This window comes from Streptomyces sp. NPDC058691 (assembly GCF_042714775.1).
Lineage (GTDB): Bacteria > Actinomycetota > Actinomycetes > Streptomycetales > Streptomycetaceae > Actinacidiphila.
The window spans coordinates 1-24,986 of sequence record NZ_JBHXSO010000023.1 but is presented as its reverse complement, the minus strand read 5'-3'; the positions used below and the strand labels follow the sequence as shown (position 1 = coordinate 24,986).

At 73.2% G+C, this 24,986-nt stretch carries 23 protein-coding genes, 1 tRNA gene and 1 pseudogene; 13 read left to right on the top strand and 12 right to left on the bottom strand.

What is annotated here, in order from left to right; all coding sequences use genetic code 11:
* Nucleotides 1–2: 2 nt before the first annotated feature.
* Entirely contained in the window at nt 3–974 is a 972-nt protein-coding gene (locus ACFWVC_RS18100) for a pirin family protein (RefSeq protein ID WP_384286266.1), read from the top strand.
* 567 nt (nt 975–1,541) lie between these two features.
* Here ACFWVC_RS18100 and ACFWVC_RS18095 read toward each other — a convergent pair.
* The 3 genes from ACFWVC_RS18095 to fahA form a co-directional block, all read right to left on the bottom strand.
* Nucleotides 1,542–3,020: a pyridoxal phosphate-dependent decarboxylase family protein gene (locus tag ACFWVC_RS18095; protein ID WP_384286263.1), complete on the bottom strand. Its 1,479-nt coding sequence runs from the start codon at nt 3,018–3,020 to the stop codon at nt 1,542–1,544.
* Entirely contained in the window at nt 3,010–4,434 is a 1,425-nt protein-coding gene (locus ACFWVC_RS18090; protein WP_384286260.1) for an MFS transporter, read from the bottom strand. Before ACFWVC_RS18090 ends, ACFWVC_RS18095 begins: the two co-directional genes overlap by 11 nt.
* A 112-nt stretch (nt 4,435–4,546) precedes the next feature.
* Entirely contained in the window at nt 4,547–5,788 is a 1,242-nt protein-coding gene (fahA, locus tag ACFWVC_RS18085; RefSeq protein ID WP_384286257.1) for a fumarylacetoacetase, read from the bottom strand.
* Nucleotides 5,789–5,978: 190 nt separating this feature from the next.
* Here fahA and ACFWVC_RS18080 point away from each other — a divergent pair, with 190 nt between their 5' ends.
* Entirely contained in the window at nt 5,979–7,262 is a 1,284-nt protein-coding gene (locus ACFWVC_RS18080) for a chloride channel protein (protein WP_384286252.1), read from the top strand.
* A gap of 36 nt (nt 7,263–7,298) precedes the next feature.
* Here the strand turns inward: ACFWVC_RS18080 and ACFWVC_RS18075 are convergent, their stop codons facing one another.
* The 4 genes from ACFWVC_RS18075 to ACFWVC_RS18060 form a co-directional block, all read right to left on the bottom strand.
* Complete coding sequence (locus tag ACFWVC_RS18075) at nt 7,299–8,735, bottom strand: DUF2252 domain-containing protein (RefSeq protein WP_384286517.1); 1,437 nt, start codon at nt 8,733–8,735, stop codon at nt 7,299–7,301.
* 22 nt (nt 8,736–8,757) lie between these two features.
* Nucleotides 8,758–9,111 (bottom strand): hypothetical protein, encoded by a 354-nt coding sequence (locus ACFWVC_RS18070; protein ID WP_384286247.1) that lies wholly within the window; start codon nt 9,109–9,111, stop codon nt 8,758–8,760.
* Nucleotides 9,112–9,218: 107 nt separating this feature from the next.
* Entirely contained in the window at nt 9,219–9,623 is a 405-nt protein-coding gene (locus ACFWVC_RS18065; RefSeq protein ID WP_384286242.1) for a hypothetical protein, read from the bottom strand.
* Between the two features lie 164 nt (nt 9,624–9,787).
* Nucleotides 9,788–9,875 (bottom strand) — tRNA-Leu (locus ACFWVC_RS18060).
* A 181-nt stretch (nt 9,876–10,056) separates the two neighbouring features.
* On the opposite strand from ACFWVC_RS18060, the gene ACFWVC_RS18055 reads away from it, so the two are divergent.
* From ACFWVC_RS18055 to ACFWVC_RS18040, 4 genes and pseudogenes are all read left to right on the top strand, one after another.
* Entirely contained in the window at nt 10,057–11,385 is a 1,329-nt protein-coding gene (locus ACFWVC_RS18055) for a M20/M25/M40 family metallo-hydrolase (protein WP_384286238.1), read from the top strand.
* Between the two features lie 141 nt (nt 11,386–11,526).
* Nucleotides 11,527–11,760, top strand: coding sequence for a chaplin (locus ACFWVC_RS18050; protein WP_384286235.1), 234 nt, complete (start codon nt 11,527–11,529; stop codon nt 11,758–11,760).
* A gap of 176 nt (nt 11,761–11,936) precedes the next feature.
* Nucleotides 11,937–12,185: pseudogene (locus tag ACFWVC_RS18045) on the top strand (chaplin); the annotation flags it as partial.
* A gap of 270 nt (nt 12,186–12,455) precedes the next feature.
* On the top strand, nt 12,456–13,325 hold the full coding sequence (locus tag ACFWVC_RS18040) for a chaplin (RefSeq protein ID WP_384286230.1): 870 nt from the start codon (nt 12,456–12,458) through the stop codon (nt 13,323–13,325).
* Nucleotides 13,326–13,403: 78 nt separating this feature from the next.
* On the opposite strand, the gene ACFWVC_RS18035 is transcribed toward ACFWVC_RS18040, so the two are convergent.
* The gene (locus tag ACFWVC_RS18035) at nt 13,404–13,592 is read right to left on the bottom strand and encodes a DUF5703 family protein (protein WP_319661956.1); all 189 of its coding nucleotides are present in this window, start codon (nt 13,590–13,592) and stop codon (nt 13,404–13,406) included.
* Nucleotides 13,593–13,639: 47 nt separating this feature from the next.
* On the opposite strand from ACFWVC_RS18035, the gene ACFWVC_RS18030 reads away from it, so the two are divergent.
* Nucleotides 13,640–14,263: a hypothetical protein gene (locus ACFWVC_RS18030; RefSeq protein ID WP_384286224.1), complete on the top strand. Its 624-nt coding sequence runs from the start codon at nt 13,640–13,642 to the stop codon at nt 14,261–14,263.
* 46 nt (nt 14,264–14,309) lie between these two features.
* On the opposite strand, the gene ACFWVC_RS18025 is transcribed toward ACFWVC_RS18030, so the two are convergent.
* Nucleotides 14,310–16,394 carry a helix-hairpin-helix domain-containing protein gene (locus tag ACFWVC_RS18025; protein WP_384286513.1) on the bottom strand — a complete coding sequence of 695 codons (2,085 nt, stop codon included), beginning with the start codon at nt 16,392–16,394 and terminating at the stop codon, nt 14,310–14,312.
* Nucleotides 16,366–17,346 (bottom strand): aldo/keto reductase, encoded by a 981-nt coding sequence (locus ACFWVC_RS18020; protein ID WP_384286220.1) that lies wholly within the window; start codon nt 17,344–17,346, stop codon nt 16,366–16,368. The genes ACFWVC_RS18025 and ACFWVC_RS18020 overlap by 29 nt, the downstream gene beginning before the upstream one ends.
* Before the next feature lie 126 nt (nt 17,347–17,472).
* On the opposite strand from ACFWVC_RS18020, the gene ACFWVC_RS18015 reads away from it, so the two are divergent.
* The gene (locus tag ACFWVC_RS18015; protein WP_384286216.1) at nt 17,473–18,525 is read left to right on the top strand and encodes an LLM class F420-dependent oxidoreductase; all 1,053 of its coding nucleotides are present in this window, start codon (nt 17,473–17,475) and stop codon (nt 18,523–18,525) included.
* Nucleotides 18,526–18,562: 37 nt separating this feature from the next.
* On the opposite strand, the gene ACFWVC_RS18010 is transcribed toward ACFWVC_RS18015, so the two are convergent.
* The gene (locus ACFWVC_RS18010; protein WP_384286213.1) at nt 18,563–19,168 is read right to left on the bottom strand and encodes a hypothetical protein; all 606 of its coding nucleotides are present in this window, start codon (nt 19,166–19,168) and stop codon (nt 18,563–18,565) included.
* 305 nt (nt 19,169–19,473) lie between these two features.
* Here ACFWVC_RS18010 and ACFWVC_RS18005 point away from each other — a divergent pair, with 305 nt between their 5' ends.
* Nucleotides 19,474–20,262: a ferritin-like domain-containing protein gene (locus tag ACFWVC_RS18005; protein ID WP_384286209.1), complete on the top strand. Its 789-nt coding sequence runs from the start codon at nt 19,474–19,476 to the stop codon at nt 20,260–20,262.
* 37 nt (nt 20,263–20,299) lie between these two features.
* On the opposite strand, the gene ACFWVC_RS18000 is transcribed toward ACFWVC_RS18005, so the two are convergent.
* The gene (locus ACFWVC_RS18000) at nt 20,300–21,301 is read right to left on the bottom strand and encodes a magnesium and cobalt transport protein CorA (protein ID WP_384286509.1); all 1,002 of its coding nucleotides are present in this window, start codon (nt 21,299–21,301) and stop codon (nt 20,300–20,302) included.
* Nucleotides 21,302–21,365: 64 nt separating this feature from the next.
* Here ACFWVC_RS18000 and ACFWVC_RS17995 point away from each other — a divergent pair, with 64 nt between their 5' ends.
* The 4 genes from ACFWVC_RS17995 (at nt 21,366) to mshC (ending at nt 24,906) form a co-directional block, all read left to right on the top strand.
* Nucleotides 21,366–22,064: a histidine phosphatase family protein gene (locus ACFWVC_RS17995; RefSeq protein ID WP_384286203.1), complete on the top strand. Its 699-nt coding sequence runs from the start codon at nt 21,366–21,368 to the stop codon at nt 22,062–22,064.
* Nucleotides 22,065–22,122: 58 nt separating this feature from the next.
* Nucleotides 22,123–22,719 (top strand): DUF3090 domain-containing protein, encoded by a 597-nt coding sequence (locus tag ACFWVC_RS17990; protein ID WP_384286200.1) that lies wholly within the window; start codon nt 22,123–22,125, stop codon nt 22,717–22,719.
* Entirely contained in the window at nt 22,677–23,552 is an 876-nt protein-coding gene (locus ACFWVC_RS17985) for an SCO1664 family protein (protein ID WP_384286197.1), read from the top strand. The genes ACFWVC_RS17990 and ACFWVC_RS17985 overlap by 43 nt, the downstream gene beginning before the upstream one ends.
* Before the next feature lie 124 nt (nt 23,553–23,676).
* Nucleotides 23,677–24,906: a cysteine--1-D-myo-inosityl 2-amino-2-deoxy-alpha-D-glucopyranoside ligase gene (gene mshC / locus ACFWVC_RS17980; RefSeq protein ID WP_384286194.1), complete on the top strand. Its 1,230-nt coding sequence runs from the start codon at nt 23,677–23,679 to the stop codon at nt 24,904–24,906.
* The last annotated feature ends 80 nt before the right edge of the window (nt 24,907–24,986 follow it).

Genomic DNA, 24,986 nt, shown 5'->3' with positions numbered 1-24,986 from the left:
CCATGAGCAACCTCGACACGCGTCCCCGGCCGACCACGTGCGGCGGCCGGGAGGACGTGTCCGCCGCTCCCGTCCGCGACCTGCTGACCGGCCGCGTCGTCCCGCTCGGCGAGAGCACCGAAGTGCGCCGCCTCCTGCCCAACCTCGGCCGCCGCATGGTCGGCGCGTGGTGCTTCGTCGACCACTACGGACCGGACGACATTGCGGACGAGCCCGGCATGCAGGTGCCCCCGCACCCGCACATCGGCCTGCAGACCGTGAGCTGGCTGCACGAGGGCGAGGTGCTGCACCGCGACAGCCTCGGCAGTCTGCGGACCGTGCGGCCCCGCGAACTCGGCCTCATGACCTCCGGCCGCGCGATCGCGCACTCCGAGGAGTCCCCGCGCGAGCACGCCCGCCTGCTGCACGGCGCGCAGTTGTGGGTGGCCCTCCCCGAAGCGCAGCGGCACCGCGAGCCGTCGTTCGAGCACCACGCCGACCTCCCGCTCGTCACCGGCGGGCAGGGCGGCCTCCAGGCCACGGTGTTCATGGGCGGGCTCGACACCGCCGTCTCGCCCGGCTCCGCCTTCACGCCCCTGATCGGCGCGGACCTGGCCCTCACCGAGGGCACGGAGGTACGGCTGCCGCTGGAGCGCGACTTCGAGTACGCCGTGCTGGCCATGGCCGGCCGGATCGACGTCGACGGGGTGCCCGTCGAGCCGGGCTCCATGCTCTATCTGGGCTGCGGTCGCGCCGAGTTGCCGCTGCGGGCGGACAGCGAGGGCTCGGTCATGCTGCTGGGCGGCGAGCCGTTCGAGGAGAGGCTCGTCATGTGGTGGAACTTCGTGGCCCGTTCGGGCGAGGAGATCGCCCGGGCCCGCGAGGAGTGGAACACCGGCACCGCCTTCGGCGCGGTCCACGGTTACGACGGCGACCGGCTCCTCGCACCGGAACTGCCCGCGACCCCGCTGAGGCCCCGGGGCCGCGAACGCTGACGCCGCGATCCCGTACGGCACTGACGTAAGGACAGCGCCGCGGCGCGCTGCTCGCGGGCGCGCATGACGGCGACGGACTGTTCGGCGGGTTCGAGGTCGAACTCGAGCCGGACACGCCGTCGGTGAAGCTGTGCTGCCGGGTGCAGCCGGCGTCCGGGCAGCGCCACGGCGATGAACCGCCGGATGTCGCGCCCACAGGCCACGGCCTCCCTGGTCTTGTCGCTCTCCGCGCGGTCGTGGCGGGCGGTCGTGATGAACTCGCCGCCGCCGGGCGCCCCGAGGCCAAGCGTCCCGGAAACAGTCGCCCCGGCCGTGCGGGCATTCCTGACATGTGACTCCCCTGCACGACGCCGGGGTCGGCGTTCGCCGCGGCGCCCGGCCGCGAACTGCCCGTCCCGAAGACGAAGTACGTCCGCGACGGCTGGGCGCGGTCCGGGCGACTGCCGCGGTGGCGCTCCGCCGTGGCCCCGAGCACAGCCTGCACCGGGCACCACCGCCGAACGCGCCTTCCTGGAGCGCTTCCAGAGGCCCCGCCCCGGGGGGCGACACTCGCGCCCCCGCGAGGCCTCACACCCGGAAGACCGAGCCGACGAACTCCGTCAGCAGCCGCTCCTTGAGTGGGCCCGGCAGGGCGTCGAGCAGCATCAGCACGGGGGCCATCCGCCGCGGCAGCCCCGACCCGCTGCCGAGGCCCGCGAAGGCGAGTACTCCCTCGACCTCCTCCGGCCCCAGGGTGTCGGGGTCGAGCCCGGCCGCGAACTGCGTGACCGCCGGGTCCACGGCCACCGCCGGCAGGGTCCGTGCCGTCTTCAGGGCCGCGTCCAGGTCGGCGAGCAGGGCGTCGACCAGGCCGGCCGACGCGGGGGTCAGGGTGAGGTGCAGATTCGGCGGCAGCCCGTCGAAGGACAGCTGGGGCTGGAGGTACCAGCCGCGTTCGCGCATCTCGTCGGCCAGGTGCAGCAGCAGGCTGAGATCGGGCGCGCCGCCCGCCCCGAGCAGCGTGAAGGCGACGAGTCCGGCCCCCGGGTCGCCCAGCACCCGTACGCCCTCCATGGCGCGCAGCCCCGGCAGCAGCCGGTCGGCCGCCTCCGCGGTCCGCTCGGCGAGCACCCGGTAGCCGTCCTCGCCGATGTGCCGCTGCACCGCCCACGCCTGGGCCAGCAGCCCGGCCGACTTGGTGCCCTGCACGGTCGGGTTGACCACCGGATAGCCCGGCCAGCCCGCGTGCGCGAAGTACTGGTGGCGGCGCAGCTCCGCGTCCCGGTACAGCACCACGGAGGCGCCCTTGTCGGCGTAGCCGTACTTGTGGAGGTCCACCGACAGCGAGGTCACCCCGGGCACCGACAGGTCGAACGGCGGCACCTCCCGCCCCGCCCGCCGCAGATGGGGCAGGAGCCAGCCGCCGATGCAGGCGTCCACGTGGCAGAGCACGCCGCGCGCGGCCGCCGCGGCGGCGATCTCCGCCACCGGGTCGATCACCCCGTGCGCGTAGGAGGGCGCGGAGGCGACGACGAGCGCGGTACGGCCGGTGATCGCCGCCGCCATGGCCGCCGCGTCGGCCCGCAGGCTCTCCCGGTCCACGGGGACGGTCACCGTCTCCAGGCCCAGGTAGGAGGCGGCCTTGTGGAACGCGGCGTGCGCGGTCGAGGGCAGGAGGAGCTGGGGGTCCGTCACCCCGCTTACTGCGCGGGCGTGGTCGCGGGCGGTCTTCACGGCCAGCAGGATCGACTCGGTGCCCCCGCTGGTGAAGGTGCCCTGCGCGCCCGGCGTGCCCAGCAGCGCCACGGCCGCGCCCACGACGTCGTTCTCCAGTCGGGCCACACTGGGAAAGACGGTCATGTCCAGGCCGTTGACGGTGGCGAACGCCGTGTACGCGGCGGCGGCCAGCTCGTCCACCCCGGCCAGCCCGGAGTCGTAGACGTAGGCGAACGTGCGCCCGCCGCGGGTCGGGGCGTCCTGCGCGCGCAGGGCCCGCAGCTCGGACAGCACCTCCTCGGCGGGCCGGCCGTGGGGGAGCGCGGGGGAGGGAACGGGCTCAGTGGGCATGGTCGTCGATGTCCTCGGACGGCTCGGTGCGGACGGGGTCGGGCGCGGCCGCCGCCGGGACCGGGACGTCCTCCCGGTAGCGGTGCAGCAGCCACAGGCTCGCCGCGGCGAGCGCGGCCGGCAGCAGGCTCATGCCGGACGCGATGCCGGTCAGGGCCGCGCCTGGCTGGTCGACATGGTGTGCGGCGTCCGAGGAACGGAACCCGGTCACCGCCAGGACCAGGGCGAAGACCCCGGCGCCCAGCGCGAGCGCGAGGGTCTCGGCGGCGGTCCACAGCCCCGTGAAGGTCGCCGCCCGGCGCCGCCCGGTCCGTACCGCGTCGGCGGCCAGGGTGTCGGCGAGCATCGTCAGCGGCAGCAACTGCAGCCCCGCGTAAGCGATCCCGACGGCAGCCACCGCCGGGTAGCCGAGCGCCGGGCCCGCGAGGGGGGTGAGCCCGAGCAGCGCGGCCGCGGCGACGAACAGCGACGAGGCGCACCACTGCGCGTACTTCGGGCCGCGCGCCCGGGCCAGCCGGTTCCACAGCGGCATCACCAGCACCAACGGGCCGATCATGCAGGCGAACAGCGGGGTGACGGCTCCTGCGGCGCCGAGGGTGTACGTGGCGAAGTACTGCACCCCGGCCAGCATGATCCCGACGGCGAGCGCCTGGAGCCCCCACATGCCCACCAGGAAGAGGAAGGCGGGGTTCTCCCGGGCGGCCGCCAACTGCGCCCGCAGGGAAGGCTCCGCCTCGCTGCGGGCGACCGACGGGGCCCGCCGGGTGAAGTGCCAGGCCCCGAGCGTCCCGGCCATGAGCAGCAGCGCCACGACGACGCCCATCAACCGGTAGCTGCCCGGGGTGTCGCCCCTCTCGTGCGCGATCGCGGGGGCCAGCGCGCCCGACAGCAGGATCGCCACCCCGAGGAAACCCACCCGCCAGCCCAGCACCCGGGCCCGCTCGCCGGCGTCCTCGGTCATCTCGGCGGGCATCGTCACGTACGGGACCTGGAAGACCGCGTAGGCGGTCGCGGCCAGCAGGAAGAAGACGGCCACATAGCCGGCCGCGGCCGCGCCCCGCAGCGGCGGAGCGGCGAAGACCAGCGCGAACAGCGGCGGCAGGGTCAGCGCCCCGGCCAGCAGGAACGGCCGCCGCGAACCCCCTTGCAGGCGGCTGCGGTCGGCGGCCGCCCCCACCAGCGGGTTGATCAGCACGTCCCACGCCTTGGGGAGGAAGACCGCCGCACCCGCCACGGCCGCCGGGACGGCCAGCACGTTCGTCAGGTAGTAGAGCAGGATCAGCCCTGGCACCGTGCCGAACGCCCCCGTTCCCAGCGACCCCAGTCCGTACCCGATCCGCACCGCGCGCGGCAGCGGCGCGACGGGCGCGCGGCCGGGGTCTCCGGGAGGGGCGGAGGGCAGAGTCTCGGGCATGGGTTCCCTGCGGGCCGGGGCGGACGGCGGAACGACAGGGGTAGGAGATCACAACGGCCCGGTGCACCGACAGAGCCCGGAACCGGTCAATACCCGTGCGCCTTCAGGCGGCTCACCCCTGTGCCCGCGCGGCCACCACCCGGCCCGCGACCTCGCCGAAGCCGATCCGCGTGCCGTCCGGGCCGGGCGCGGTGGCCGTGATCACGACCTCGTCGCCGTCCTCCAGGTACGTCCGCTCCGTCCCGTCGGCGAGCTTCAGCGGCTCCTCGCCGTTCCACGTCAGCTCGATGAGCGCGCCGCGCTGCGCCCGTTCGGGCCCGCTGACGGTGCCGGAGGCGAAGAGGTCCCCGGCCCGCAACGAGGCGCCGTTCACGGTCATGTGGGCGAGCATCTGCCCGTACGTCCAGTACATCGTGGCGAACGGCGGCCGCGAGACCACCTCGCCGCACACTCGCATCTCCAGCGCGATGTCCAGGCCGCGCGGCGGGGTGGAGCCGTCCAGGTCGTCGAGGTACGGCAGCAGTGCCGCGTCGCGGGCCGGCGGGGCGACACGGGCCGCGTCGAGCGAGTCGAGCGGGACCACCCAGGGCGAGACGGAGGTCGCGAAGGACTTGCCGAGGAACGGTCCCAGCGGCACGTACTCCCAGGCCTGGATGTCGCGGGCCGACCAGTCGTTGACCAGGCAGACGCCGAAGACGTGGTCCTCCGCGTCGGCGAGCGGCACGGGCGTGCCCTGCGCGGTCGGGCCCCCGACGACGAAGCCGATCTCCGCCTCGACGTCCAGCCGCCGCGACGGCCCGAAGTCCGGGACGGCCTCGCCCGGCGCCCGGCGCTGGCCGCTCGGCCGCACGACAGACGTGCCGGAGACCACCACCGTGCCGCTGCGGCCGTGGTAACCGATCGGCAGATGCTTCCAGTTGGGCGGCAGCGCCTCGCCCCCGGGCCGGAAGATCCGGCCGACGTTGGTGGCGTGGTGCTCGGAGGCGTAGAAGTCGACGTAGTCGGCCACCTCGAACGGCAGGTGCAGCGCGACCGCCGTCCGCGGCAGCAGGTGCGGCTCGACCGCCGGGCGGTGCGCGGGGTCGGTCAGCCAGTCGGTGAGCAGCGCGCGGACCGCCGTCCACGCCGGCCGGCCCGCAGCCAGCAGCGGGTTGAGCGAGGGCGCCGACAGCAGGGCCGCGGTGTCGTCGGGCCGCCCGGCGGTCACCGCCCCCGCGTCGAGCACGTACTCCCCGACGGCCACGCCGATCCGCCGCTCGCGCGGCCGGTCCGCGGTCGTGAACACCCCGTACGGCAGATTGCGCACGCCGAAGGGGGAGTCGTCCGGCACGGCGACCCAGGTGGGGGCGGCCATGGCACCTCCATACGCGTCAGCGCCGCGCCTCCTCGCGCGGTCGGCTCACCCTAGCGTCCAGCGTGGCTGAGGCCGCCGGACGGCTCGCGTCGGTAATGTCGCGAAAGCCGCACATGTCGCGAACGGTGCGCCGCGACGAGAGGGGAAGGCGATCGCCGGGACCGCGAACCAGCCGCAGGAAGCCGTCCAGTTGCGGGATCTGCTGCGTCAGCCGCACTACCGCAAGGCGCTGTTGTCCTCCGCCGCGCTCGGCATCCCCGTGTCCTTCCTCGCCTTCTGGTTCCTCGTCGGTCTCCACGAACTGGAGAAGCTGATCTGGCAGGAGTGGCCGCGGCATCTCGGCCACGCTCAGCCGCCCTGGTGGTGGCCGATCCCGCTGCTGGCCGTCGCCGGTCTGGTCGTGGGCCTCGTCGTCACGCGGTTCCCGGGCGGCGGCGGCCACATCCCGGCGTCGGGGCTGCACTCGGGCGGTGCCACCGCCGCGGCGGTGCCCGGGGTCGTGGTGGCGGCCGTGGCGAGTCTGCCGCTGGGGGCCGTCCTCGGCCCCGAGGCGCCGCTCATCGCGTTCGGCGGCGGCATCGCCCTGGTCTTCCGCAACCTGGTCCGGTCGTCGCCCACCCCCACCGGCAACATGCTGCTGGGCGCCGCCGGTTCGGCCGCCGCGATCGCGACGATCTTCGGCAATCCGCTCGTGGCGGCGGTGCTGCTGATGGAGGTCGCGGGCGTCGGCGGTCCGCAGCTGTTCGCCGTCATGCTGCCGGCCCTGCTGTCCAGCGGGGTCGGCGACATCGTCTTCACCGGCTTCGGGCGGTGGACGGGCCTCAAGACCGGCGGCCTGGACATCGGCCTGCCCCGGCCGTCCGCGCTGGACGTCGGCGACGTCGTGTGGGGTGTGCTCATGGGCCTGGCCGTGGGCGTCGTCGTCCACTGGATCGTCGTCGGCGGCCGGTACGCGGCGGTTTTCGTCTCCCGCCGTCCCCTGCGCAACACCGTCGCCTGCGCGGTGGCCGCGGGTGTCTGCGTGGCCGGCTACGCCCTGCTGACCGGGCGTTCGCCGGCCGAGGCGGCGCTGTCCGGGCAGAGCACGCTGCCGCAGCTCGCCTCCGACCCCCACGCCTGGCCGGTCACCGCCCTGGTCGCCGTACTGGTCTTCAAGTCCCTGGCGTACGCCCTCTGCCTGGGCAGCCTGCGCGGCGGCCCGATCTTCCCCTCGCTCTTCCTCGGCGGGGCCTGCGGCGTGCTCCTGGCCCCGCTGCCCGGCTTCGGTCTCGTGCCCGCCATGGCCGCGGGGATGGCCGCCTCCTGCGCCGCGGCGATGCGGCTGCCCGTCAGCACGGTCGTGCTCGTCGTCCTCCTGCTGGGCAACGCCGACTCGGTGCCGGTGGTCGTGCTGGCGGCCGTGGTCGCCTTCGTCACCACCGAACTGCTGCCCCAGGGCCCGGACATCCCGGCGTTCGGCCGCGTCGACGACTGAGCGGGGGCGTGGGGGAGTTGAGGGAAGGGGACGTGATCAGGCGGCCCGCGCGGTGACCCGGCCGGTCCGCACGGCGTCCAGGAGGGCCTGGTGGTCGTGCTCGTTCTGGTCGGCGTACGACTCGGCGAAGTCCGCCAGCGCCCGGTCGAAGACCTCGCCACCGCCCAGGTAGGCGGCGATCGCGATCCGGTCCCCCGACCGCGCGTGCGCGCGGGCCAGCGTGGCCCCGCACACCCGGCCGAAGACGGCCATCACCTCGGGCGACATCGTCTCGGCCTCCACGATGCCCTTCCAGTCGCGCAACTGGCGCACGTAGAAGTCCCGTCGGCGCCCGTCGACGCCGTGGACGCGTTCCCAGCCCAGGAAGATGTCGCTCGTCGCCTGCATCAGCCGCTGCCCGGCCACCACACGCTCGCCCTGCGTCCGCTGCAGGCAGGTGCCCGCATGCCGGGCGAGCACCGATTCGTCGGCCTCCTTGGCCTGCAGGAACAGCGGGTCCTGGTCGTCCTTGCCGAGCAGCAGCATGATCCAGCAGCGCGTCCCCACGCTGCCCACGCCGACCACCTTGCGGGCGATGTCGGCGACCCGGTACTGCTCCAGCAGCGCACGGCGGTCGGACTGCAGGGTGTGTCCGTAAAGTTCGATCAGCCGCCCGAGCTCGCGCTCCACCCCGGAGCCCGCGGCGTCCGGCAGATCGCGCAGCGGCGTCAGCAGCGGCGGATCCGGCACGATGCGCGGCTCGCCGTCCACGACGTGCGTGAGCTTGGCGAACGCCTGCAGCCTGTCGCGGGAGCGGGCCCGTTCCTGCGAACGCTCCCAGCGCGCCCGGTCCCGGGCGTCCAGCAGGGGGGCGAACCGCTCCTGCAGTTGGTCCGCCTCGAAGTGGGCGTACCAGACGTCGAGATTGCCCATCCCGGCGAAGCGGCGCATGTGCTCGCGGTAGCCCCCGACGGCGGCCAGGACGGTCGCCGAACGCTTCTTGGCGGAGAACCCGTTGGCCCGCCCGGCGATGACGAGGCTGGCGGCCAGGCGCTTGACGTCCCACTCCCACGGGCCGGGCAGCGTCTCGTCGAAGTCGTTGATGTCGAACATCAGCCGCCGCTCCGGCGACGCGAGCAGCCGGAAGTTGAGCATGTGCGCGTCTCCGCACAACTGCGTGCGCAGTCCCGTCACCGGCGTGCCCGCGAGATCCGCCGCCATGACGGCCGCCGCGCCGCGGTAGAAGCGGAACGGCGACTCGGCCATCCGGCCGTACCGGATCGGCACGAGCTCCGGCACCCGCCGCGCGGACTGTTCCTCGATCACGTCGACCGGGTCGGCCCGCCGGGGCGACGGCGCCCACTCCGCGTGGCACGACCGGGGCGTGGTCCGCCGGGCGGCCCGGCCCAGCGCGGCGCGTTCCCGCGGCGAGAGGTACTCCCGCTCGCCGGGCGCCGCGGCCGGCGCGTCCTGCCCGTCCTGCGCGTCCGTCATGGCGGTCACCGCGGCACCGTCCCTAGTGGCTTCCGCCGACCACCGTGAAGCTCTTCCAGGGGGTCTGGCCGGGTACGCCGGGGTCGCTGGTCTGCGAGGGCAGGTAGAACTGGCTGGTCCCCGTGGCGTTGTGGCAGTCCTCCAGGGTGTAGAGGATCACGTCGTTCACGGTGTTGTTGTCGACGGACTTCGCCCCGGGGGCCGTCAGCGGATGGCACCCGTCGACCGAGGGGCTGTCGATCTGCTGCGGCTTGCCGTCGGTGGTCGTGTAGATCAGGTTGCCCACGGCCTGGTGGGTCATACCGGAGCACGCCGCGGTGCCGAGGAGCAGGAGCAGGGCGCCGGCGTGAAGGCCGGGCCGGCGGAGAGCGGCCATGGTGAGCGTCCTCGTCTGTACGGGGGACCGGTACTGAGGCCAACGCTGCCGCGTGCGCCGGCCCCTGTCACCCGCAGCGCGACCAGTCGGCTGAATCGGCGGCGGCCTCAGACCGCCGCGGGCCTGCGCCCGGGAGCGGTGCACAGGGCCCAGATGACGGCGGCGTCGAGAAGGATCATCGCCAGTGCCCAGAAGGGGATGTACGGCAGCCACACGAAGTTCGCCACCATCGCGAGGCCGGTGAGCGCCACGCCGGCCATGCGCGCCCACAGCGCGCCCCGCAGGAGCAGCAGCCCGACGAGGACGACCAGCACACCGAGGACGAGGTGGATCCAGCCCCAGGCGCTCAGGTCGAACCGGAAGGTGTAGTTATTGGTCACGACGAAGACGCTGTCCTTGGCGATCGCGGCGACGCCCTGGAGGATCGCCGAGATGCCACCGAAGATCATCAGGACGGCGGCGAAGACGATCCATCCGGAAGCCGCGGAGCCGTCCGTTCGCGGAGTGGCCATGGTGGGCTCCTTACTCTTCGGAACCAGCGTGCCACGGTCCGCAGCGGTCGGCATGCGGAGAGCGCCGGGCCCGGCCCGGTCGTGATCACGGTCGCGATCCCGCGCCCGGAAACGCCGAAGGGCGGAACCGCCGTACCCCGGCCGTACCGCCCACAGGCTTCACATGGTGTCCGAGGGGGGACTTGAACCCCCACGCCCGATAAAGGGCACTAGCACCTCAAGCTAGCGCGTCTGCCATTCCGCCACCCGGACAAGGTGTGCGCCGCCTGCCTCACGGGCCCGGCGACGTGGAAAACAATAGCAAACATCCGGGGCCCCTCGATCAACCCGCCGGGCGGGGCCGTGTGACGGCCGTGTGACGGGGCCCGGGGGGCCTCGCGGCCCGGTGGGGAGGCGGGGGAGGATGGGGAGATCGACGAACGAAGGAGACAGCGTGAGCGAGTCGAACTCGGCCGCCCCCACGATCACCGGCGAGGACGAGGTCGCGGACCTCTGCCGTGACCTGATCCGGATCGACACCAGCAACTACGGCGACCACTCCGGACCGGGCGAGCGGGCCGCCGCCGAGTACATCGCCGAGAAGCTCGCCGAGGTGGGCCTCGAACCGCAGATCTTCGAGTCGCACGAGGGGCGGGCCTCCACCGTCGCCCGCATCGCCGGCGAGGACCCGTCGCGGCCCGCCCTGCTCATCCACGGCCACACCGACGTCGTGCCCGCCAACGCCGACGACTGGACGCACCACCCGTTCTCCGGCGAGATCGCCGACGGCTGTGTGTGGGGCCGTGGCGCGGTCGACATGAAGGACATGGACGCGATGACCCTGGCGGTCGTGCGCGACATGCTGCGCAGCGGGCGCCGCCCGCCGCGCGACATCGTGCTCGCCTTCCTCGCCGACGAGGAGGCCGGCGGCGTCTACGGGGCCCGCTACCTGGTCGACAAGCACCCGGAGCTCTTCGAGGGCGTCACGGAGGCGATCGGCGAGGTCGGCGGCTTCTCCTTCACCGTCAACGAGGACGTGCGGCTCTACCTGATCGAGACCGCCCAGAAGGGCATGCACTGGATGCGGCTCACCGTGGACGGCACCGCCGGCCACGGCTCGATGACCAACACCGACAACGCGATCACCGAGCTGTGCGAGGCGGTCGGCCGGCTCGGGCGGCACCAGTTCCCGGTGCGCGTCACCAAGTCCGTGCGCGGTTTCCTCGACGAACTGGGCGACGCCCTCGGGACCGAGCTGGACCCCGAGGACATGGAGGCGACGCTGGCCAAGCTGGGCGGCATCGCGAAGATCATCGGGGCCACCCTGCGCAACACCGCCGCGCCGACGATGCTGGGCGCCGGCTACAAGGTCAACGTGATCCCCGGCCAGGCCACCGCGCACGTCGACGGGCGCTTCCTGCCCGGCTACGAGAAGGAGTTCCTGGCCGATCTGGACCGCGTCCTCGGTCCGCGGGTCAAGCGCGAGGACCTGCACTCCGACAAGGCGCTGGAGACCTCGTTCGACGGGGCGCTCGTCGAGGCCATGCAGGCCGCGCTGAAGGCCGAGGACCCGATCGCCCGCGCCGTGCCGTACTGCCTGTCCGGCGGGACCGACGCCAAGTCCTTCGACGACCTGGGCATCCGCTGCTTCGGCTTCGCGCCGCTGCAGTTGCCGCCCGACCTCGATTTCGCGGGGATGTTCCACGGCGTCGACGAGCGGGTACCGGTGGACGGTCTGAAGTTCGGAGTGCGGGTGCTCGACCGCTTCCTCGCGAGCAGTTGAAACGACTCGCCAATTATCGACATTTCTTGCCGCTTAGCCGAAAAGAGTGAATGAATCCCAGCGGCAGTAGCGCGCCTTGTTTCCACTCGTTGGGTCCTGTGCGGTCCGAAGTTGGGGCCGTTTTGCCAACGAGGAGGAAGAATGATCAAGAAGGTCGTCGCTGCTGCCGTGGTCACCGGTGGGCTCGTGGCTGCGGGTGCCGGCGTGGCCGTCGCCGACTCCGGCGCTCAGGGGGCCGCGGTCGGTTCCCCGGGCGTGCTGTCGGGCAACGTGATCCAGGTTCCGGTGAACATCCCGGTCAACCTGTGCGGTAACACGATCAACATCGTGGGCCTGCTGAACCCCGCCGTCGGCAACGTCTGCTTCAACAGGTGACATCGCGTCGGGCCTCTTCGAAGGCCTGATCCGGTCGGCCCCGTGAAGCCCCGCTAGGGCTTCGGGGCCGCCCCGGCTGGGGGAGTGCCGGTTTTTGTGTCCGGGGGGTCATTCATTCCCCCGGCGGGTATCGCCCGTCGGTTTCCGTATCCGGAAGAGCAAGGCAAGGAAAGACAATGCGACAGGTTGCAAAGAAGGCGCTGATCACTGCGGTCGCGGCCGGTGGAGCGCTCGCCGTCACCGGCGGCATGGCCCACGCGGACTCCCACGCGAACGGCGTGGCCGCCGGCTCGCCGGGCGTGCTGTCCGGGAACCTGATTCAGGTTCCGGTCAACATCCCGGTCAACCTCTGCGGCAACACGATCAACATCGTGGGCCTCCTCAACCCGGCGGCGGGCAACGTCTGCATCAACGGGTCCTTCGGGCACCGCGAGGTCCGCGTCTACAAGAAGGGCTTCCACAAGCAGGGCTTCCACAAGCCCATCGGTGGCGGCTACGTCGACAAGGACGGCAAGTGACTTTCTCTCAGGCCTCCTTGGAGGCCTGAAACCGGTCGGCCCCGGAAATGCCCTGTGCGCTTCCGGGGCCGACCCGGTAGGGGGAGGCGAAGTTCTGACGTCCGGGGGGGCGACCATTCCCCCGGCGGGCATTGCCCGCCGGTTTCCGTATCTGGAAAAGCAAGGCAGGGACATTCCATGCGACAAGTCGCGAAAAAGGGGCTTCTCACCGCGGTCGCGACCGGCGGCGTGCTCGCCGTGACCGGCGGTATGGCCGCCTACGCGGACTCCAACGCGTCCGGCGTCGCCGCCGGCTCGCCGGGCATCGCGTCCGGCAACGCGATCCAGGTTCCGGTGAACATCCCGGTGAACGTCTGCGGCAACACCATCAACGTGATCGGCCTCCTCAACCCGGCGGCCGGCAACACCTGCGTCAACGGCTCCCCCGAGCGCCGCGAGGTCCGCGTCTACAAGAAGGGCTTCCACAAGCCCGTGGGCGGTTACCGCGACAAGGACGGCCGGGGCGGTTCCGACCGCGGTGTCGACTCCGCGTTCGGCAGTCGCGGCAACGACGGCGGCCGCGGATTCGGCGGCAACGACGGCGGTCACGGACGCGGCTTCGGTGGCGACCGCGACGGTCGTGGCTACGGTCACGGAGGCGCGTCGGCCCACGCCGCCGCGGTCGGCTCGCCCGGCATCCTCTCCGGGAACGCCGTCCAGGCGCCGGTGAACATCCCGGTCAACGCCTGTGGCAACTCGGTCGACGTGGTCGGTCTGCTCAACCCGGCGGTCGGCAACACCTGCGTGAACGCCGGCGGCCACGGCGGCCACTACGGCGGCGGCGGCAAGGGCCACGGGCACCACCCGCGCCCGCACCGGAACATCCCGCGCGGCAACGACGACTACCCGGAGCACAACAACCCGGAGCCGGCCGGCGTCCCGGGCGGTGGCGGCCCCAGCCTGGCCCAGACCGGTACCGAGGACGTCAGCACCGCGCTGCTCACCAGCGCAGGCCTGCTGCTCGGCGGCGCCGTGCTCTTCCGCCGCGCCCGCGCGGCCCGTCGCTGAACGCCTCCGTCTCCCCTGTGGGGCGGCATGTGAGGAAGGGGCCCCGCCGGCGCGGGGCCCCGCTTCATGTGGTGTGCATCACCATGTGGCGCGGACCTGGCGGATGATTCTTCGTCGCAGCCGTACCCGGCGACTGCCGTCCGGATAGAGGCGGAGACGGTCCAACTCCCAGTGGCCGTACTCCGCATGGTCGGTCAGGAGCCGCTGGGCCTCCTTGCGGGAGACGCCCCGTGGCACGTACACATCTCTGAATTCGTATTCAGGCATCGCATCTATTGTGCGGGGAGCGCCTCACTACGGATAGCGTCTTCCGCATGTCTGATGCCGCGCTGCCCGCTGTTGCCGAGGTACGAGCCGCCGTCGAGGCGGTGAAGGCCGCTCTGGACCGCCACCTGGCCGCGGTCGAGCACCGCACCGGGGAGGACGATCCCGCGGTCTACCAGGCCTTCGAGGCCCTGGCCTCGGCGGCCGAGGCCTACGACGAGCTGCTCTACGACGCCTATGACGAGGTCACCCCCTTCGAGGTGCCGCTCGGGGACACGCTGCCCGAGTACGACGGTCCCGAGCAGCCGGGCGCGATCAGCGTCCTGATCCGCCGCGACTACACCGTGGGCGATCCGCAGCGGCTGGTGAAGCAGGCGGAACGCGTCGCCGACACCGACCCCGAGGACGAGGGCGGCACCGATGTCGCGGCCGCGATCGGGGCCCTGTTCGGGGAGTACGAGCCCGACGAGATCGCCGAGCGGCACAAGGAGTTCGGCCTGGAGGAGGGCGACTCCACGGTCTGGGTGACCGCGGTGGAGGCGGCGGAGCCGGGGGAGTGGCTGGCCACCCCCTTCGAGCAGGCCGATCCGCGCCACCTGATCTGCCGGTTCGACGTCAGCGCGGTCTTCGACGAGGAGAGCGACGCGCTCGGCGAGGACCGCAGCGAGGCATGACGGACCGCGCGGGGGCCCGGGCTTGCCCGGGCCCCCGCGCCGCGCGCTACTGCGCGGACGCCGCCTGCTCGCGGAGGATGTCGCGCAGCCGTGTGGTGCGCTCCCGGGCCGGGATCTCGGCGACGGCGCGGGGGAGCGCCTGATCGACGCCCTGGACGACGGACAGGTGCCGCTCGCCCCGGCCGAAGGCGGTGTAGATCCAGGCCCGGGTGAGGGCCTGAGCCGCGTCGCCCGGCAGTACCACGACCGCGGCAGGCCAGCGGCGCCCGGCGGCCTGGTGTGCGGTGATCGCCCAGCCGTGGCGCACCTGCGCGGCGACGGCGTCGGGCGGAACGACGACGGCGGCCCCGTCGCAGTCCACGCGCAGGCCCTCGTCGCCGCCACCGGCCACGGTGCCCGGCACGGTCCTGCCGGGGGCGGGGGTGAGGAGCACCCGGTCCCCGGGGTCGAAGCCGCCGAAGCGGCCGGGGCCGGGGTTCAGCCGTTCCTTGAGCGCCGCGTTGAGCACCCGGGTACCGGCGGCGCCGCCATGGCCCGGGGTGATGACCTGCGTGCTCTCCGCGGGCACTCCGATGACCCGGGGCACGGAGTCCGCGACCAGCTGCACCGTGCGGTGCACCGCCTCCCCGGGGTCGCGCACCGGGACGATCACGACCTCCTTCTCGGGCGCCTCCACCTGCGTGAGTTCACCGATGCCGATCCCCGAGACCAGCTCGCCGATCGGCCCCGGGTCGGGTGTGCGCGAGGCGACCTGCGGGCACACCTTGGCGGCGGCCAGGTCGGCGAGAATCCGCCCGGGGCCGGCGGACCACAGCGCGCCCGGGTCGCCGGAGAGGATCAGCCGTGCGCCGTCGGGCACGGCCTCCACGAGGGTCGCCGCCGCCTCCACGTCCAGCTGCGGCGCGTCCAGGACCGCCAGGAGGTCCAGCGCCAGCGTCCCGTCCTCGTCCCGGCCGGGCCCCTCGTGGCCGGCGAGCAGCCCCGCGAAGGTGGCCACCGCGTCCTCGCCCGCGCCCGCCTCGGCCAGCCGCCCGCGGCCGTCCTCGGTGGCCGCGACGGCGTAGGCGCGCAGGCCGAGCGCCCGGGCGGCCGCCACCAGGGCGGCGGGTTCGGCGCGGGCCTCCTCGGCGCCCTGGTGGACCACGAGGCCGCTGCCCGCGGCCGCGCGCACGAGCGCGCCCGCGGACGAGGAGGGTGCCGCGGCGGCCGCGCCCTCCCAGTCCGCTCCCTCGCCGGGGGAGAAGGTGTTGAGCAGCCGCATCAGGCCGTCGGCGAGGCTCTCCTCCGCCATCGCCCACCGGTCCAGGCCGAGCAGCAGCCGCACCGGCCGCTCGTCGTCCTCGTCGTCGGCGGCCGTCGCCTGCGCGGGTCCGGCGCTCTCGTCGGGGACGTGGAAGAGCAGCGCCGAGCCGTCCGTCACGGCCGCCTTGAGCGCGTCGTCGGTGGCGTTGACCGCGTGCCGGCCCAGGGCCGCGCCGAGCACGGACCATTCGACCGCCGTGTGCCCCTGCTCCGCCGCCTGCTCCAGCAGCCGGACGACCAGGGCCTGTACCCGGCGCTCGTCGTCCGGGCCCGCGGAGCCGCCCAGCAGTGCCTTCGCGAAGCCGTCGGCCTGGTCCACCCGGACCCCCGGCACGGACAGCACCTGCCACGGGTCCTCGCGCAACACCTCGCCGGCCCGTTCGCCGAGCACCGCCACAGCCGCCTCCGCCAGCCCCTCCGGAGCGCCGCCCGCGGCGAGCACCGTGCGCGCGGCGGCCACCGCGTCCCCGCTGAGCACGGCGGGAACGGAGGCAGGGGCCATCACGGCGGGGGCGGGCGCGGGCACCGGCGAACGCTCCGGGGCCGGGCGTGCCGGGGCGGCACGGCCCCTGGGAACGGCCGCCGGCCGCTCCCCGCGCTCGATCGCCCGCACCGCGGCCGCCAGGTCCGTCAGCTCCTCGGGCAGCTGCGAGCCGACGCCTTCGGTGGACGGGCGCGGGCGCCGGGCCGGCGGCGCGTCCTCGCCGATGCCGTCCGCGGCACCGGCGGTGTCCTCGCGGTCGTCGCGGTCCTCGGTCACGGTGGCCTCCGTAGTAGGGCGGACTACCTCCGGAGGACGCTCACAGCGTGCTCCAGTCGTGGTCCGGATAGCGGTGCAGCGGCGCCGAAACGTCGTCCAGCGCCTGGCAGATCTCTTCGGGAAGACTAAGGGCCTCCACTGACAACGCCGCCGCCAGCTGCTGGGCGTTGCGCGCTCCGACGATCGGCGCGGCGACCCCGGGGCGGTCCCGCACCCAGGCCAGGGCCACCTGGAGCGGCGAGGCGGCCAGCCCGTCGGCCGCTATGGCCAGCGCGTCCACGATGAGCCGGGCCGTCTCGTCGAGGTAGGGCGCGACGAAGGGCGCCATGTCCTCCGAGCCGCCCCGGGAGTCCGACGGGGTGCCGTGCCGGTACTTGCCCGTCAGCACGCCGCGTCCGAGCGGGGAGGAGGGCAGCAGGCCCACCCCGAGGTCCAGCGCGGCGGGCAGCACCTCGCGCTCGATGCCGCGCTGGAGCAGCGAGTACTCCATCTGCGTACTGGACAGCGGCGTCCGCGTCTGCACGGCCCGCTGCCAGGTGGCGGCCTTGGCGAGCTGCCAGCCGCAGAAGTTGGAGACGCCGACGTAGCGGGCGCGGCCCGAGGTGATGGCGAGGTCGAGGGCCTGCAGCGTCTCGTCCAGCGGGGTCGTGGGGTCGTACGCGTGCACCTGCCACAGATCCACGTAGTCCGTCCCGAGCCGCTGCAACGAGGCGTCCAGGGCGGCGAGCAGGTGGCCGCGGGAGGCGTTGAAGCGACGGTCGGGGTCGGGCACGCTGCCGGCCTTGGTGGCGATCACCAGGTCCGAGCGCGGCACGAGGTCCTCGACCAGCCGGCCGAGCAGGTACTCCGCGCTGCCGTCGCCGTACACGTCGGCCGTGTCGACAAGCGTCCCACCGGCCTCCCAGAAGGCCTTGAGCTGGTCCGCGGCGTCGAGTTCGCCGGTGTCGCGTCCCCACGTCAGCGTGCCGAGCCCGAGCCGGGACACACGCAGTCCGGTACGGCCGAGGTGCCTTTGCTCCATGAGGGCTGACATTACTGGTCAACGGCGTTAATTGGGCCCGAGTGACGTACCCGACAGGCGTCGCGCCGCCGTCGGGGCGATATGGTCCGGGGAACAACGACGTTACTCATCGGTAAGGGGATTGCCATGCGGCTCGGGATCAACCTCGGCTACTGGGGCGCCGGGATGGACGCGGACAACCTCGCCGTCGCCAAGGAGGCGGACCGTCTCGGCTACTCGGTGTGCTGGGCGGCCGAGGCCTACGGCTCTGACGCGCCCACCGTCCTGGCCTGGGTCGCCGCGCAGACCGAGCGCATCGACGTCGGCTCGGCCATCTTCCAGATCCCGGCCCGCACGCCCGCGATGACCGCCATGACCGCGGCCACCCTCGACTCGCTGTCGGGCGGCCGCTTCCGCCTCGGGCTCGGCGTCTCCGGCCCCCAGGTCTCCGAGGGCTGGTACGGCGTCAGGTTCGACAAGCCGCTGGCCCGCACCCGCGAGTACGTGGAGATCATCCGCAAGGCGATGTCCCGCGAGCGGCTGACGCACGAGGGCGAGCACTGGACGCTGCCGCTGCCGGAAGGCCCCGGCAAGGCGCTCAAGCTGACCGTGCACCCCGTCCGCGAGCACATCCCGCTGTACATCGCGGCCATCGGCCCGAAGAACCTGGAGCAGACCGGCGAACTGGCCGACGGCGCGCTGCTGATCTTCCCCTCCGCCGAACACCTGGAGGACACCGCCCTGCGCCACATCCGGGCGGGCCGCGAGAAGGCCGGCAAGACCATGGAGGGCTTCGATGTCTGCCCGACGGTCCCGCTCGCCGTCGGCGAGGACGTGGACGCGCTGGCCGACCTCTTCCGCCCCTACACCGCGCTGTACGTGGGTGGCATGGGCAGCCGCAAGCAGAACTTCTACAACAAGCTCGCGCAGCGCATGGGGTACGAGAAGGAGGCCGCCGAGATCCAGGACAAGTACCTGTCCGGCGACAAGGACGGCGCCGCGGCCGCGATCCCGCGCGAGCTGATCGACTCCACCACCCTGCTCGGTACGGTGGAGCGCATCGCCGACCGCATGCAGGCCTACGCCGCGGCCGGTGTGACCACGCTGACCCTCGCCCCGGCGGGCTTCACCCTGGACGAGCGGATGACGGCCCTGCGCACGGGCGTCGAGGCGCTGGAGCGGGCCGGGCTGGCCGAGTAGGTCCCGGCGGCACCGCGCGGCGGCGGCCGGTCCCGGCTCAGCCCGGGACCAGCCGCCCCAGCAGCCGTCCGAAGGCGATCAGGCGCGCTATCTGCCCGGGGCCGCCGTCCTCCAGGGACTTGCTGAAGCGGAATGCCTCCGGCCGGAACCGGGCCGAGGCGATCGCCCCGTCGGCGTCCCCGCGCACCGCGCTCAGCTCGTGCGGCATCGCGGTCGCCAGCACCACGTACACCCCGCGGTCGACGCGCCCGCCCTGCTCGTCGCGGCCCACCAGGGTGCGCATCCCGACGTGGCCGATGGTCTCCAGGGGCAGCACCTGCACGGAGGAGTCCAGGACGCGGCCGCCGGGGGCGTCCTCGTCGGCGACCTCCTCGCTGTGCCAGAGGATCAGCCGCCGCCCGTCGCAGACCGCGGCCTCCTGCCACACCGATGTGCCGGCCTCCGTGAGGTCCACCACGCGTTCCAGGGTGAAGCCGCGTACCCGCCGCCGGCCCACGACTCCGCCGATCGCCTCAAGGGCCACCTCGGCGTGCAGGAAATAGGCGTGCGCCGCGTCGTCCAGGCGTGCGTAAGGAGCCCAGTCCGAACCCGCGGGGCCCGCTGGACGCACCGTCGAGCGGCTCCGCGTCGCCTTGCTGAACATGTCTAGGTAGTGACCCCTCCGAGGGGCTATGAAATCACGAGCGCCCGGGCCGGCCGCAGGACCCCTCGGTTTCCGCGGCCGTGGTGGGGGCTCGGGGGTCTTCCCCGCCACGGCCGTCACCAAACTCAACGCCCAAAAGCGCCAGGGGTTACGCACCCCTCACCCGATCGTCCTCATCCGTTCGGCCGAGTTGACGCGCGGGGCTGTTGCCACCGGCTTTCCGGGGCATTTGACTCTTCATTTACGTATGACTGATTCGTCGAGTCATCCGGTGGTTCCATCCGGTTCGCCCAGGAGGTTCCGACATGCTCTCCGCCCGGAGTCTGTTCCAGGAGATCCTCGACCACGACGACTCCTTCCGGCTCTTCTGCTCGATCGCCGCGAGCGGCGAGGCGCAGGGCGGCTGGGAGAACGGCCGTATCGCCGCCCTGGTGCCCGAGCCGGAGCGCGGCCTGGCGCCGAAGATCGCCCGGCACGGCGCCGACGAGGACAAGCACGGGCGGATCTTCAACGCCCTGCTGCACAAGCGCGGACTGGACCCCGTCCCCGTGCCCGCGGACACCGACTACACGATGCTGCTGGAACGCGGCGGCATCGGCCTCGCCCACGACAAGCTCCGCCGCGCCGAGCCGCTGACCGTCGGGGACGTCGTCACCTACCTCGCCCACAGCCGTGTCACCGAGCAGCGCGCCTCCGAGCAGATGGCGCTGCTCTCCCGCCACTTCGCCGACCACCCCGACATCGGCCGCGCCGTCCGCATGATCTCCCAGGACGAGGACAACCACCTCGCCTACTGCCACGAGGAACTGCTGCGCTTCGCCGCCGCCGGGCACGGCCGCGTCATCCGGCAGACCCTGCGCACGTGCGCGCTGGCCGAGATCCGCGTCTACCGCGACGTCAGCCTCGCCGTCATGGCCCACATGGGACGGGTACTCGGCTGGTCCCGGGGCCGGTCCGCGCTGCTGCGCGCGGGCATCCACGCCGTCTACCTCTACGAGCGCCTCGGCGGCTGGCGGCGCATGGTCCGGCTGTCCATGCCGCAGCGGCGCGACGCCCTCGGCGGGCCCGCCACCGCGGCCGAGGCGGCCGTGTAGCGACGGGCACGAGGAGCGCACCGGCCGGCTCGGCCGGCTACAGCCAGCCGTGCCGTTTGAACGTCCGGTACAGCAGGATCTCGGCCACCACGATGACCGTCAGGACGGCGGGATAGCCCCACACCTGGCGCAGTTCCGGCATGTGCTCGAAGTTCATGCCGTAGACACCGGTGATCATGGTCGGCACGGCCGCCATGGCGGCCCAGGACGAGATCTTGCGCATGTCGTCGTTCTGCCGCACGCCGACCTGGGTCAGATGGGCGCCCAGGATGTCGCTGAGCAGCCGGTCGAGGCCGTCCACCAGTTCGTTGGCCCGGGTGAGGTGGTCGGCGACATCGCGGAAGAACGGCTGGGTGCTGGACGCCACGTACGGCACCGCGCCCGCGGACAGCCGGATCATCGGCTGCATCAGCGGCGAGGTCGCCCGGCGGAACTCCAGCAACTGGCGCTTGAACGCGTAGATCCGGCTGGCCGTGCTCTCCGCGCCGCGGCTGCCGGCCGTCCGGCGCGGCTCGGGGGAGAACACCTCCGCCTCCAGTTCCTCCAGATCGGCCTGGAGGTCCGCCGCCACCACCGTGTAGTCGTCCACCACGGTGTCGCTGATGGCGTACATCACGGCGCTCGGGCCGTGCTTGAGGATCTCGTGCTCGGCCTCCAGGCGGTGCCGGATCTCCCCGGGGGCGATCGCCTCGCCATGGCGCACGGTGACGACGAAGTCGTGCCCGACGAAGACCATCAGCTCGCTCGCGATGACCGTGTCCCGCACGTCGTCGTAGGCCACCGGCTTCAGCACCAGGAAGAGCGAGCCCTCGTAGACCTCCAGCTTGGGGCGCTGATGGGCGCTGAGGGCGTCCTCCACCGCCAGCGGGTGGAGCGTGAACTCCCGGCTGACGAGGTCGAACTCCTTCTCCGTGGGCTCGTACAGCCCGATCCAGACGAAGGCACCCTCCATGGCCCGCGCGGCTTCCAGGGCCTCGGCCACGCCGGCGGGTGTCGCCGTTCGCTCGCCGTCGCGGTACACGGCACAGTCCACGATCACGTATGTCTCTTTCCGCGTATCGCCGCCGACACACCGGTCGCGGGCGGGCCGTATGGTGGCGGTCATGTCCACCGTGATCCTGGTCCGGCACGGCCGGTCCACCGCCAATTCCGAGAACGTGCTGGCCGGACGGCTCCCCGGAGTCGCCCTCGACGAGACCGGCCGTGACCAGGCGGCGGACCTCGCCGCGCGGCTGGCGTCCCTGCCGCCCGCGGCGGTGGTCACCAGCCCGCTGCAGCGCTGCCGTGAGACGGTCCAGCCGCTGCTGGACGTGCTGCCCGACGTCCCCCTCCACGTCGAGGAGCGGATCTCCGAGTGCGCGTACGGCGACTGGAGCGGCCGCAAGCTCGCCGAGCTCGCCGACGAGCCGCTGTGGGGAGTCGTGCAGCGCTATCCGTCGGGCGCCGTCTTCCCCGGCGAGGGCGGCGAGTCGCTGCGCGCCATGCAGATCCGCGCCGTCGACGCCATGCGCGACTGGAACGCCCGCATGGAGGAGGCCCACGGCCCCGACGCGCTGTGGGTCATGTGCTCGCACGGCGACGTCATCAAGGCGGTCGTCGCCGACGCACTCGGCATGCACCTCGACCTCTTCCAGCGCATCGCCGTCGACCCCTGCTCGGTGACGGCCATCCGCTACACCTCGGAACGGCCCTTCCTGCTCCGCCTCGGGGACACCGGCAGCCTCGACGGGCTCCGGCCGCGCGAGCAGCCCACGGCCGCGCCGGGGGACGCGGAGGTCGGTGGTGGTGCGGGCGCACCGTGATCAGCTTCCGCAGTAGGGTGGACCGGACCTCGAAGACACCGAGCAAACGGAGCAGGACGTGCCTCGTCAGGTGTTCCTCTACGACAAGCCCGACCGCTTCGTCGCAGGCACCGTTGGCCAGCCCGGACAACGCACCTTCTTCCTGCAGGCCAGCGCGGCCGGCCGGACCACCAGCGTCGCCTTGGAGAAGACCCAGGTCGAGGCGCTGGCGGAACGTATCGACGAACTCCTGGACGAGGTCGTGCGGCGCACCGGCGGCGCCGCGCCCGTACCCGCCGTGGCGCCCAGCGAGCTGGCCGACAACGCTCCCCTGCAGGCTCCGGTCGAGGAGGAGTTCCGGGTCGGCACCATGGCCCTCGCCTGGGACGGCGCCGAGGAGCGCATGATCCTGGAGGCGCAGGCCCTCGTCGAGATCGAGGCGGACGACGAGGAGGACCTGGAGGCCGCGGAGGAGATGCTGCTCCAGGACGAGGAGAACGGGCCGCCCCTGCTGCGGGTGCGCCTGACCGGCGCCCAGGCCCGCACCTTCGCCAAGCGCGCCCTGGACGTCGTGGCCGCGGGGCGGCCCCCGTGCCCCCTGTGCAGCCTGCCCCTGGACCCGGAAGGACACGTATGCCCACGTCAGAACGGGTACCGGCGATCGGCGGCGGGCTGAACGGCGGCGTGCCGGCCGATGGTGTCGACGGCGGCATATCCGGGGCGGAACTGCTCGCGCGCGGCGAACTGACGGTCCGCGGACGGCTGCGCGACGCCTCGAACGCCGTGCTCTACTGCGAGATCGCCCACGAGGGCGCCACCGCCCACTGCGTCTACAAGCCGGTCGCCGGGGAGCGCCCGCTGTGGGACTTCCCCGACGGCACGCTCGCCCAGCGCGAGGTGGCCGCCTTCCTGGTGTCCGAGGCGACCGGGTGGGGCCTCGTGCCGCCCACGGTGCTGCGCGACGGACCGTACGGCGAGGGCATGTGCCAGCTGTGGATCGACACCCCCGAGGAAGGCGAGGCCGGCGGCGACGGCCTGCTCGCGCTCGTGGACGCCGAGGAGCCGGAGCCCGGCTGGAAGGCGGTCGGCTTCGCGGAGGTCGGCGAGGGCCGCACCGCGCTGCTGGTGCACGCGGACGACGAGCGCCTGCGGCGCCTCGCGGTGCTCGACGCCGTGATCAACAACGCGGACCGCAAGGGCGGCCACCTGCTGCCGACGGCGGCGGGCGGGCTCTACGCCATCGACCACGGTGTGACGTTCAACGCCGAGAACAAGCTGCGGACGCTGCTGTGGGGCTGGGCGGGGGAGCCGCTGACCGACGAGGCCGTGGACGTGCTCCGCAAGCTGGAGACGGAACTCGGCGACGGCGGCCTCGGGGCGCGGCTGGCCGAGCTGATCACCGCCGAGGAACTGGCCGCGCTGCGCGAGCGCGTGGCGGAGCTGCTGCGCACGGGACGGCACCCGGAGCCCTCCGGGGAGTGGCCGGCCATCCCCTGGCCCCCGATCTGAGCCGGCCGTCCGGCCCTGGCGGGCGCACTGCGGGCGCGCTGCGGGCCCCCGGCGTGGGCGACGGCACAGTCCCGTGGGACCCCGCCGGTCGTTTGCCGAAGACGCGGGCGGTTAATCTCATGACATGCATGCCTGGCCCGCTTCCGACGTCCCCGCCCTCCCGGGCAGGGGACGCGACCTTCGTCTCCACGACACCGCGACCGGTGGACCGGTAACCCTGGACCCCGGACCGGTCGCCCGCATCTACGTCTGCGGGATCACCCCCTACGACGCCACCCACATGGGGCACGCGGCCACCTACAACGCGTTCGACCTCGTGCAGCGCGTGTGGCTCGACACGAAGCGCCAGGTCCACTACGTCCAGAACGTCACCGACGTCGACGACCCGCTGCTGGAGCGGGCCGTGGCCACCGGTCAGGACTGGACGGCCCTCGCCGAGCGCGAGACCACCCTGTTCCGCGAGGACATGACAGCCCTGCGGATGCTGCCGCCCGCCCACTACATCGGCGCGGTCGAGGCGATCCCCGGGATCGTCCCGCTGGTCGAGCGGCTGCGCGAGGCGGGCGCCGCCTACGAGCTCGACGGCGACGTCTACTTCCACGTCGACGCCGACCCGCACTTCGGCAGCGTCTCCCACCTCGACGCGGCCGCCATGCGCGCGCTCTCCGCGGAGCGCGGCGGCGACCCCGACCGTCCCGGCAAGAAGAACCCCCTCGACCCGATCCTGTGGCTCTCGGCCCGCGACGGGGAGCCCAGCTGGGACGGCGGCAGCCTCGGCCGCGGACGGCCCGGGTGGCACATCGAGTGCGTCGCGATCGCGCTGGACCACCTCGGCATGGGCTTCGACGTCCAGGGCGGCGGCTCCGACCTCGCCTTTCCGCACCACGAGATGGGCGCCTCGCACGCCCAGGTGCTCACCGGCGAGTTCCCGATGGCCAAGGCCTATGTGCACGCCGGCATGGTGGCGCTCGACGGCGCGAAGATGTCCAAGTCCAAGGGCAACCTCGTCTTCGTCTCGCAGCTGCGCCGGGACGGCGTCGACCCGGCCGCCATACGCCTCAGCCTTGTGGCCCACCACTACCGCGCGGACTGGGAGTGGACGGACGCCGTCCTCGAGCAGGCCGTCGAGCGGCTCGGCAGGTGGCGCGCGGCCGTGTCGCGGCCGGACGGCCCGTCCGCCGACGCCCTGGTCGAGGAGATCCGCGAGGCGCTGGCCGACGACCTGGACGCGCCCGCCGCGCTCGCCGTGGTGGACCGCTGGGCGGCGCTCCAGGCCGCCGAGGGCGGCACCGACACCGGGGCCCCCGGGCTGGTGTCGCGCGCGGTGAACGCCCTGCTCGGCGTGGCGCTCTGAGCCGACCCGGTCTGATCCGACCTGACCTGACCTGACCTGACCTGAGCGAACGGCGAAGGCCGTTGCCCCCTGCAGGGGGC